This window comes from Sphingomonas sp., assembly GCF_036677245.1.
Classification (GTDB): domain Bacteria; phylum Pseudomonadota; class Alphaproteobacteria; order Sphingomonadales; family Sphingomonadaceae; genus Allosphingosinicella.
The window spans coordinates 1-10,777 of sequence record NZ_JAKFCG010000094.1 but is presented as its reverse complement, the minus strand read 5'-3'; the positions used below and the strand labels follow the sequence as shown (position 1 = coordinate 10,777).

The 10,777-nt window shown below is 66.4% G+C and carries 8 protein-coding genes; 1 reads left to right on the top strand and 7 read right to left on the bottom strand.

The annotated features are described in order from the left end of the window. The coding region (locus V6M48_RS11070) for a TonB-dependent receptor (RefSeq protein ID WP_332812602.1) at positions 1-1,464 on the top strand (1,464 nt) is incomplete at its 5' end. Positions 1,465-1,649: 185 nt separating this feature from the next. On the opposite strand, the gene V6M48_RS11065 is transcribed toward V6M48_RS11070, so the two are convergent. From V6M48_RS11065 to V6M48_RS11035, 7 genes are all read right to left on the bottom strand, one after another. Beyond that, positions 1,650-4,289, bottom strand: a complete 2,640-nt coding sequence (locus V6M48_RS11065) for a molybdopterin-dependent oxidoreductase (protein ID WP_443019099.1) — start codon at positions 4,287-4,289, stop codon at positions 1,650-1,652. Then, positions 4,286-4,639, bottom strand: coding sequence for a nitrite reductase small subunit NirD (gene nirD, locus V6M48_RS11060; RefSeq protein WP_443019098.1), 354 nt, complete (start codon positions 4,637-4,639; stop codon positions 4,286-4,288). The genes V6M48_RS11065 and nirD overlap by 4 nt, the downstream gene beginning before the upstream one ends. Beyond that, positions 4,636-7,143, bottom strand: coding sequence for a nitrite reductase large subunit NirB (nirB, locus tag V6M48_RS11055; RefSeq protein WP_332812599.1), 2,508 nt, complete (start codon positions 7,141-7,143; stop codon positions 4,636-4,638). Before nirB ends, nirD begins: the two co-directional genes overlap by 4 nt. Beyond that, positions 7,143-8,453: a nitrate/nitrite transporter gene (locus V6M48_RS11050; RefSeq protein WP_332812598.1), complete on the bottom strand. Its 1,311-nt coding sequence runs from the start codon at positions 8,451-8,453 to the stop codon at positions 7,143-7,145. The genes nirB and V6M48_RS11050 overlap by 1 nt, the downstream gene beginning before the upstream one ends. Positions 8,454-8,695: 242 nt before the next feature. After that, entirely contained in the window at positions 8,696-9,907 is a 1,212-nt protein-coding gene (locus tag V6M48_RS11045; protein ID WP_332812597.1) for an ABC transporter substrate-binding protein, read from the bottom strand. Beyond that, the gene (locus tag V6M48_RS11040; RefSeq protein ID WP_332812596.1) at positions 9,904-10,485 is read right to left on the bottom strand and encodes an ANTAR domain-containing response regulator; all 582 of its coding nucleotides are present in this window, start codon (positions 10,483-10,485) and stop codon (positions 9,904-9,906) included. Before V6M48_RS11040 ends, V6M48_RS11045 begins: the two co-directional genes overlap by 4 nt. Before the next feature lie 51 nt (positions 10,486-10,536). Continuing rightward, positions 10,537-10,777: PLP-dependent transferase (locus tag V6M48_RS11035; protein WP_332812595.1), on the bottom strand; the 241-nt coding region annotated here is incomplete at its 5' end.

The window sequence follows — 10,777 nt, the reverse complement described above, 5'->3', positions numbered from 1 at the left end:
AGCGACACGATGAAGTTCGTCCTGATCGGCGAATATTTCGATTCGAACAGCTCGGTGAATTCGCCGCAGCCCTATGTCGACCGCACGACCGGTCTCCCGAACACCCTCGGGCGGTCGTTCGGCGCCATCCTGCCGACCAAGCCGTGGCAGGCTTCGCTCGATTTCGTGCCGCGCCTCAACACCGAGCGCTACAATTTCGCGCTGCAGACGCAGTTCGAGTTCGATGCGTTCAACCTCGAGACGACCAGCGCCTACAGCCACAACAAAACGGTCCAGGATTCGGACTCCGACGCCTCGAACGTCTCGCTCGGCCAGTTCCTCGCCAGCACTCCCGGCGTGGTTTCCGAGACCTACAGCCAGGAGGTCCGCTTGCTCTCGGCCGGGCCCGGCCGCTTCAACTGGATCCTCGGCGCTTATGCCTTCCACCTCGACGGCTATGCCGGCTTCACCATCCGGCAGTGGCCGCAGGGCCCGGCCGGCGCGGTGGTCACGAGCGTGTTCGACCCGGAGGTGTCCACCACCTCCTATGCGGGCTTCGCCGAAGGCACCTACGAACTGGTCGACAAGCTCTTCCTGACCGGCGGCATTCGCTACACCTGGGAAAAGCGCAAGTTCGAGCAGGTCCTCAATGGCGTCAGCCGCGGCGGCAAGACCAGCTCCTCGTCCGACAAGATCACCTACCGCGTCGCGCTGCGCTACGAGTTCGCTGACGACGCGAACATCTACGCAAGCTACGGCACGGGCTTCAAGAGCGGCGTCTACAACATGGCCGGCGTCCCGGCTCCCGGAACGGTGCCCACGGCCACCGATCCGGAGACGATCAGCGCGTACGAAGTCGGCATCAAGGCGGATCCGCTCAATTGGCTGCGCACCAACCTTTCGGTCTATTATTACGACTATAAGGATCTGCAGGTGCAGGCGCGTCAGGGCGTCACCTACATCCTCCAGAACGCCGCCAATGCCGAAATCTACGGCGGTGAGCTCGAGGTTACGGCGCTTGCGACCGACGATCTGAACTTCCGCGGATCGGTCGCCTACACCCACGCCCGCTACAAGGACTTCCCAGCTGCTCAGGGCTTCTTCCCGCAGCCGAACGGCGGCAACGCTACGCCGCCGACCGACGTCTCGGGCAACAACATGACTCGTGCGCCGGAGTGGACGTTCAATCTCGGCTTCGACTGGGGCCACGACCTCGCCGGCGGCCGTTTCGTCGCGACCGGCAATGTGTTCCACAGCGCGAAGGTCTACGGCGACTTCACCAACAACTACTACCAGCCGAGCTACACGCTCGTGAACGGCGAGCTCTCCTGGACCACGCCGAACGAGAAGTGGCGCTTCAGCGTCTGGACGACCAACCTCCTCAACGAGAAGGTCTTCCAGCAGATCCGCCCCGGTGCGCTCGGCACCGACGTGATCTACGAGCTCCCGCGCCGCGTCGGCGTTGGTGTCCAGTTGAAGTTCTAGAGTGATTTCAAGTCAGGTGGAATCACCTGACGACTCGGAAATCACGGAAACAAAGGAAAATTAGTCTCAATCCCGTTTCGATCAAATCGGGATTGAGACTAGACTGCGATATAGGCGAGGAGGGGACGTCAGGCTGGTCGAGGATCATCGGCAGCTTGGTGGACCTTCTCGTCCCACGATCGAAGCTACAATCTGTCGCCGGGCGACGCTTGCGAGCGTTGTCCGGCGTCGGCTTTTTCGGCAGCGAGGAAGCTGCGGATCGCCGGCCGGCATGATCCGCAATTCGTCCCGGCGTGCAGCGCCTGACCGACTTGCTCGACGCTCACCAGCTGCTGCTCGGCGATCGCGCGCAAAAGCGTGCGGGCACCGACGTCGAAGCAGGCGCAAACCAGCTCTCCCGGATCGCCATCGCTTTTCGCTGGGCGGCCCGCCAGCAACTCGGTTGGTGACGCCGCGCCGCTCGCAACCAGTTGCGTCACCAGCCAGTCGCGTGAGGGCAATTTGCCGCGCGTCGAAACCAGCAGCGCGGCCTCGAGCCGCCCATCCACGAGCACTGCGTAACGTGCGCCCCCCCGCGTCGGATCAAGCACGTCGAGCCGCTCGCCTCGTGGCAGCAGCCCTTCGGCCAGCGGCGCCGGATCGCCAATTCCGGCAAGCTCGACGAGCCAGCCATCGGCAATGCGGATCCTTGTGTGGTAGAGAGCGTCGATGCGCCGGGGCATCGCGCGTGCGATCAGGAACGCCTGCCAGTCCACTGCGACCTTCTCTGCGCGCGCCGGAGTCGATTTGAAGCCCGGCTGCCCGGAATGAGGATCGGTCAACGGCGCGGTGAGCAAAGCCGTCCGCCCGGCGCTCGATTGGCAGTCGGTCCAATGGATCGGAGTGAAGATCTCGCCGCGGCGCTGGCGATCGGTCAGCGCCGCGCGAAACAGGCTGTCGCCTTGCGGCGTCGACACGCGCACCAGATCGCCGTCGGCCACCGCCAGCGCGCCGGCGTCCGCGGGATGGATTTCGATCTGCGGCTCGCCGCGGTGGCGTGCGAGGCGAGGGCTGAGGCCGGTGCGCGTCATCGTATGCCACTGATCGCGATAGCGGCCGGTGTTGAGCGTCATCGGCCAGGCTGCAAGCGGTGTGGCCGGCTTCGGATTGCGTATCGCGACGAGCCGGGCCTTGCCGTCCGCCGTGCTGAAGACGCCGTCCCCAAAGCCGGCACCACCCCAGCGGAACGGCGCCAGCTGGTCGTAAGCCTCGTTGCCGATCGCCGCATGGCTGCGCAGGTTGAACAGGCGTGCGCCGCGATTCTCATAGGCCGAGAGCCGGGCGTGCTCGCGGAAGATGTCGGCTGCGCGATCATAGGCGAAAGCCGTCCGCCAGCCCATCCGCCGCCCGACCTCGCTGACGATCCACCAGTCCGGCTGCGCTTCTCCGGGCAGCGGGAACAATGCACGCTGGCGGCTGATCATCCGCTCCGAATTGGTGACGGTTCCGTCCTTCTCGCCCCATGCGGCAGCCGGCAGCCGGATGTGCGCGAGGCGGGCGGTATCGGTATCGGCCACGACGTCGGAGACGATCACCAACGGACAGCCGGCAAGCGCCTCTCGCACCGCGCCCGCATCGGGCATGCTCGCTGCGGGGTTGGTGGCCATGATCCAGACGGCGCGGATCCGGCCTTCCTTGATGCCGCGGAACAGATCCACCGCCTTCGCGCCCGGGCGCGTGGCGATCGTCGGCGCCGCCCAGAAGCGCCGCACGCGCTCCACATTGTCGGGCGCGAAGTCCATGTGCGCGGCCAGGGTCGAGGCGAGCGCGCCAACCTCGCGGCCGCCCATCGCATTGGGCTGGCCGGTGATCGAGAAGGGGGCGGCGCCCGGCTTGCCGATCCGGCCCGTTGCAAGATGGAGGTTGAGGATCGCGTTCACCTGATCGGTGCCGCGCAATGACTGGTTGATGCCCTGGCTGAACAAGGTGACGGTGCGCTTGTTCTCGGCGAACAATTGGAAGAAGCGGCGGACGTCGGCGACCGCCAGATCGCAATCCCGCGCCACCGACCAGAGGTCGCTTCCTGCCGCCAGCGCCTCCCAGAATCCGTCCGGCTCGGCGACGCTCTGCTTCAGGAAATCAGGGTCGAGCAGGCCGTGATCGCGGCAGTGGGCGAGCAGGCCGTTGAACAACGCAATGTCGCTGCCCGGTCGAAGCGCAAGGTGGAGATCGGCCTCCTCGCAGGTTTCGGTGCGTCTCGGGTCGATCACCACGATCTTCGTGCCGCGCGCCGCGCGTGCCGCCATCAGGCGCTGGTGGACGATCGGATGGCACCAGGCGGTGTTCGATCCGACCAGCAGGACGAGATCTGCCTCATCCACGTCGGTATAGCTTGCCGGCACGATATCCTCGCCGAACGCGCGGACCTGCCCTGCGACCGCGCTGGCCATGCACAGCCGTGAATTGGTGTCGATGTTCGCTGAGCCGATGAACCCCTTCATCAGCTTGTTCGCGACGTAATAATCCTCGGTGAGCAACTGGCCGGAAACGTAGAAGGCGACGCTGTCGGGCCCGTAATCGGCGATCGTCCGCGACAGCCTGCTCGCCACGAGCCCCAGCGCGCGATCCCAGCTGGCGCGCCGTGAGCCGATCATCGGGTGAAGCAGCCTTCCCTCGAGGCCCACCGTCTCGCCGAGATGCGTACCCTTCGAGCAGAGGCGGCCGGCGTTCGCCGGATGGTCGGGATCGCCGGCGATCGCCACCTCGCGTTCAGGGCCCGGAGTCGCGAGAATTCCGCAGCCGACGCCGCAATAAGCGCAGGTCGTGCGGATCGGCAGCACGCTCAGGCGGCCTGCTTGATGACGACGTCCCGCGCGATCAGCACCCGCCCCGACACGATCCGCACCGGGATCGTCGGCGTGCAGCCGCTGTCGGCTCCCTGCGCCTGACCGGTCGCGAGCGAGATTGTCCAGCCGTGCAGCGGACAGGCGACGCTGGTTCCATGGACGATCCCCTGGCTCAGCGGGCCGCCCTTGTGCGGGCATTTGTTGATCAGCGCGTAAACCGTGCCGTCGCCGGTGCGGAACAGCGCTATCTCCTCGCCGCCGGCGACGGGCAGGCTGCGGGCACCGCGCAACGGAATTTGCTCGATCGGGCCAAGGTCCAGCCAGTCGCCGAAAAAACCATTGTTCATCATGCCGTCTCCATCGGGCGCACTTCGGCGATTGGGCGGTGAAGATCGCGCCGGTCGCCCGCGACACGCTCCGCCCAGGGGTCTTGCTGCGAGAAGCTCTGCGAGAAGTGGAAGCGCGCGGCCAATGCGTGCCGTCCGTCGGCGTCGTCGACGATCCGCCGCCGGACGGCCTCGATGCCGATCCGCTCGATCCAGGGGGCGGTGCGCTCGAGGTAGCGCGCTTCCTCGCGGTAGAGCTGGACGAAGGCGGCGGAATATTCGATCGCCTCGGCTTCGGTGGTCACCTTGCAGAGCAGGTCGGTGCCGCGCAGCTTCATTCCGCCATTGCCGCCGACGAGCAGCTCGTAGCCCGAATCGACGCAGATCACGCCGAAATCCTTGATCGTCGCTTCGGCGCAATTACGCGGGCAACCCGACACCGCCATCTTGAATTTGTGCGGCATCCACGAGCCCCAGCTCATCCGCTCGAGCTTGACGCCGAGGCCGGTAGAATCCTGCGTGCCGAAGCGGCACCATTCGGATCCGACGCACGTCTTCACCGTCCGCAGCGCCTTGCCATAGGCATGGCCCGAGACCATCCCGGCGGCATTGAGATCGGCCCAGACCGAGGGCAAATCTTCCTTCCTGATGCCGAAGATATCGAGCCGCTGCCCGCCGGTGACCTTGACCATCTTGGCATCATATTTTTCGACCACGTCGGCGATCGCGCGCAGCTCGCGCGGGGAGGTGATGCCGCCCCACATCCGCGGCACGACCGAATAGGTGCCGTCCTTCTGGATGTTCGCGTGCAGCCGCTCGTTGACGAAGCGGCTCTGCTGGTCGTCGACATAGTCGCCGGGCCAGGCGCAGAGCAGGTAATAATTGAGCGCCGGGCGGCACGAGGCGCATCCATCCGGAGTCGACCAATGCAGCTTGTGCATGACTTCGGGGATCGCCTTCATGCCCTGCTCGACGATCGCTCGGCGCACCTCGTCGTGGCCGAAGCTCGTACATTTGCACATCGTCTTGACGGTGCGCTCGCCGGAATAATCGTCGCCCAGCGCGAGCGCGAGCAACGTCTCGACCAGGCCGGTGCACGAGCCGCAGGATGCGGAGGCCTTGGTGACGGCGCGTACCGCATCGAGCGTCGTCAGCCCTTGCTCGGCGATCGCGCCAGTGATCGTGCCCTTGCACACGCCGTTGCAGCCGCAGATCTCGGCACCTGCGGGCAGGTCTGCAACGGCCTTGCTAGGGTCCCCGCCGGCGCCCTCCGCGAACGCCTGCCCGAAGATCAGATTGTCGCGTATCTCGGCGATGCCGGCGCCGTCGCGGAGCAGCTGAAAATACCAGTTGCCGTCGCCGGTGTCCCCATAGAGCACGGCTCCGATCAATTTCTCGTCGCGGACGACGAGGCGCTTGTAGACGCCACGGCTGGCGTCGCGCAGCACGATGTCCTCGCAGCCGTCTCCGCCGCCGAAATCGCCCGCCGAGAAGACATCGATCCCCGACACCTTGAGCTTGGTCGAAGTGACCGATCCGCTATAGCCGGACGTCTGCTCGTTCAGGTGCTCGGTCAGGGGCTCGGTCAGACGGGCGGCCAGCGCCCGGCACATTTCCCAAATCGGCGCCACGAGGCCGTAGCATATGCCGCGATGCTCGACGCATTCGCCGACTGCGAAGACCGAAGGATCGCTGGTCACCATCTGATCGTCGACGACGATGCCGCGCCTGACCTCCAACCCTGCTTCGCGGGCGAGACGGGTGCTCGGCCGGATCCCGACCGCCATCACCACCAGCTTTGCGGGGATTTCGCGGCCGTCCTTCAGTCGAACGCCCTCGACCTCGCCGTCGCCGTAGATCGCTTCGGTGTCGGCACCGGTGAGGATCGTCTGGCCGCGCCTTTCGAGCTCCGACTTGAGCAGCCATCCCGCGGCTTCGTCGAGCTGGCGCTCCATCACGCTCGGCATCAGATGAAGCACGGTGACCTTCATGCCGCGCGTGGTGAGGCCGTGCGCCGCCTCGAGACCGAGCAAGCCCCCGCCGATCACCACCGCATCGCCCCCGGCCGCTGATGCGGCGAGCATCGCGTCGACGTCGTCGAGGTCGCGAAACGTTACGACTCCCTTCAGCTCGGCGCCGGGCACGGGGATGACGATCGGTTCCGATCCGGTGGCGATCAGCAGGCGGTCGTAGCCTTCCGCGGCACCGCTGCGCATCAGCACGCGCTTCGCCGGCCGATCGATCGCGATCACCGGATCGCCGGCGATCAGTCTGATGCCGTGCTCGGCGTACCACGCCGCGTCGTTGATGACGATTTCGTCGAATGCTTTCTCGCCTGCGAGCAGCGAGGACAGCATGATCCGGTTGTAGTTGACCCGCGGTTCGGCGCCGATGATCGTGATCCGGTAGCGGCGCGGATCGCGGGCGAGTATTTCCTCGACTGCGCGGCACCCGGCCATGCCGTTACCGATGACCAGCAGATGCTCGCGTCCGTCGCCGCCGCAATTGTCGATTTTTTCGTGCTTCATCAGATCCGCACTCCTTCTGCTGCGAGTTCCCAGCGGGTGCGCCAGCGGCGTTTGACGCAGGTGAGCGCCGCGAGCGCGGCCAGCGCGAGCGCGGCGAAGATCAGAAAGCCGGACTGGTAGCTGCCCGTCGCCTGGCGGGCGAAGCCGAGGCTCGAGGCGAGGTAGAAGCCGCCGATTCCGCCCGCCATTCCGACCAGGCCCGTCATCGCCCCGATCTCCTCGCGGAAGCGTTGCGGCACCAGCTGGAAGACCGCGCCATTGCCGATGCCGAATGCAAGCATCGCCACCACGAACAGGCCCAGCGCCGCGGCGATGGTGGCCGGGTCCCGGCTCACCGTGACCAGGGCCGTCGCGGCGACCGCGTAGACGATCGAAAGGGTGCGGATGCCGCCGTAACGGTCGGCCAGCGCGCCGCCGAGCGGGCGCACCAGCGATCCGGCGAATACGCAGGCGGCGGTGCAATAGCCGGCCGTGACCGCGGAGAGGCTGAAGCGGTCGGTGAAATAGATCGAAAGCGATGCGGCGAGTCCGGAAAAGCCGCCGAAGGTCACGCCGTAGAAAAGCATGAACAGCCAGGCATCGCGCGTCTTGAGCGGCTCGAGATAGGCGGAGAGCGGACGCCGGCGCGGGCGATCCGGCGCGTCGCGCGCCATCAGCAGATAAGCAGCGAACGCCAGCGCCAGCGGAATGGTCGCGAGCCCCAGCACCGCATTCCAGCCGAAAAGGACGGCGATCGTCGGTGCGAACAGCGCCGCAAAGACGGTGCCGCTATTGCCCATGCCGGCGATGCCGAGCGCCTTTCCCTGATGCTCGGGCGGATACCAGCGGCTGGCGAGCGGCAGCGCGACCGCGAAGCTTGCTCCGGCGACGCCGAGCAGCAGCCCGAGCGCGAGCGTCCCAGCGAAGCTGTCGATGCCGACCTGCCAGGCCGCAAGCAGTCCGACGATCACGACGACCTGCGCGATCGAGCCGGTCATCTTCGGGCCGAACCGGTCCACAGCGAGCCCGACGAACAGGCGCAGGATCGCGCCCGCAAGCGTCGGCAGTGCGACCATCAGGCCCTTTTCGGCGGGGCTAAGCCCCAGATCCTGCGCGATCTGCGGCGCCAGCGGCCCAAGCAGCACCCAGACCATGAAAGCGAGGTCGAAATAGAGCAAGGCGGCGAACAAGGTCGGGCGATGACCCGCCGACCAGAAACTCTTCTTTGTCAGCACCGGTGGCGGGCCGCTTTGCCACCCCGGTGCTGCACGCTCCACGCCGGCTTTCGGCGTCATCACTGTCGGCTGCGTATCGCACTGCGCGTCGGCCATTCCCGTGCTCCAGACACAAAAAAAGCCGCCTCGACTCAGCCGAAACGGCCAGTCGGGCGGCACCATTGCCTGTGGCGACCTCTTGCGAGACCGCCCCGATGCTCGCGCCCATCATTGGACGATCGCGTCGGTTATTTCACCGGGGCGTCATTGCCCGGTACTGGCAGAATGCGCGAACCGCTCCTGGGTTGCAAATTATTTCGCAGCTGCAGCAATTGCGTTCTGCGTTGCGGCGATTGCACTCATTGCAAGTCGACGAGATAGTCCTCGATGCGCTCCGGGTCGAACGTGCGCCGGTCGAAGAAGTGATCGGCCCCCATCAGCAAACGGCCCTGCGTCGAGCCGACACCCGTCTCTCCGGCGATCGCGCCTTCGAGTTTCGAGCTCGCCCCGGGGAGCGGCGCGCCACGCCCGGCCAGCGCCGCCCGATAGAGGTCGGGCCGGAACACTTTCTGCGCTTTGGCCGATGCCGCGGCGGAGAAGGGGAGGCGATCCCATCGCAGCATTTGCGAGTAAAGCCACGCCGCTTGGCTCACCCAGGGGAAATTGGCGGCCTCGCGATATTGGAACATGAAGTCGGGGATGTGAAGCGGCTCGGTTCCGCGCGTGAGCAGGATGCGGTCGGAGATCGCGCGCAGGATCAGGGTTGGCGAGGCGTCGAGATAATCGGCCTGCGCCAGGATCGCCGCATTTGGCTCGAGGCTGTGCGGTTCGACGAAATCGGCGGCCGCCGCATGCAATGCCCGCACCAGCCGCTGCACGAGATCGGGATCGGCTTCGGCGCGGTCCGAGCGCAGCGCGAGCACCTTCTCGACTCCACGCCGCCAGATCTGCGCGGTGACCAGCACGATCTGGCCGATCCCGCGGTCGACGGCCGCGCTGTTCCACGGCTCTCCGACGCAAATGCCGTCGACCTCGCCGGCCGCCAGCGCATCGCCGGCGAACGCCGGGCTGATCGTCACGATCTCGACATCCTCGTCGGGTCGAATGCCGGAGGCGGCGAGCCAGTAGCGGAGCATGAAATTATGGCTCGAATAGCGATGGACCACGCCCAGCCTTATGCGCCGCCCGCCTTCTCTGCGCCGCCGGACCTCCTCCGCGAGCAGGCGCCCGACCTCCCAAGGGTCGCCAAGGCCGGCCTTCGGCGCCACCGCCTCGGCGAGCGCCGGCGCCAGGGTGATGGCGTTGCCGTTCAGTCCCAGCACGAACGGGACGGAGAGCGGCACGGCGGGCCTGTCCAGCCCGAGCGTCGTCGCGATCGCCAGCGGCGCGATCAGATGCGCTGCGTCGCTATGGCCGTAGATCAGCCGGTCGCGGACCGTCGCCCAAGTGAAGTCGCGGACAAGCTCGATCTCCAGCCCCTCCGCCTCGCCAAAGCCTTTCTCGCGGGCGAGGATTGGAAGCGCCGCGTCGACCAGCGGCAGGAAGCCGATGCGGACCCGGTCGAGGCTCACAGCGCGTCTCCCAACAGGCTCTCGGCGGTGACGATCGCCTCGGCGATCTCGGCGATGCGACGATTGCTGCGCATCGCCTGTCCGCGCAGCAGCGCATAGGCGCTCGGCTCGTCGATCGCCCGCTTGGCCATCAGGATCGCCTTCGCGCGGTCGATCAGCGCCCGATCGGCCAGCGCCGTTTTCGCCTCGTGCAATTCCTTCTGCAGGCGCGAGAAGGCATGGAAGCGCTGCACCGCGACCTCAAGGATCGGCTTGATCCGGTTCTTGCTGAGGCCGTTGACGATATAGGCCGAAACCCCGGCATCGATGGCAGCGGCGGTGGTTTCCTCGTCGCTCTGGTCGACGAACATCGCGATCGGCCGCGCGATCGCACGCGACACGGCGAAATAATCTTCGAGCAGGTCGCGGCTGGGGTTCGCGAGGTCGATCAGCACGACCTCGGGGTCGAGCGCTTCGAGCGCGGCGAGCAGCCCGTCACGCTTCGACAGGACAACGGTATCGACCAGGCCCGCCTCGGCAAGCCCCTCCTGGATGATCGAGGCCCGGCTGACACTTTCGTCGATGATCGCGATACGCACCCGGCGCTTTTATGCTGCAATGCAACATGAAAGCAAGCGCCGCGCCGCGACTTATTCGCAGGCGCGGAAAGCTCGCTCGAAATCGTCGATCAGATCCTCGGCTTCCTCGAGGCCGACCGACAGGCGCAGCAGATTGGGATGGATGCCTGCCTCTTGCTGCGCCTCGGGAGGCATGCCGCGGTGGGTCATGCTCGAGGGCTTGCAGATCAAGGTCGAGAAGCCGCCGAGCGACGACGCCAAGGTGACCAGCTCGAGCGCTGCGAGGAAGCTCGCGGTCGCGCCGTCGTCACCG

Bases quoted from the DNA above. Each gene is read 5' to 3' on its own strand.
- nirD (WP_443019098.1), bottom strand. From the start codon at position 4,639: ATGATGAACAATGGTTTTTTCGGCGACTGGCTGGACCTTGGCCCGATC.
- nirB (WP_332812599.1), bottom strand. From the start codon at position 7,143: ATGAAGCACGAAAAAATCGACAATTGCGGCGGCGACGGACGCGAGCAT.
- V6M48_RS11050 (WP_332812598.1), bottom strand. From the start codon at position 8,453: ATGGCCGACGCGCAGTGCGATACGCAGCCGACAGTGATGACGCCGAAA.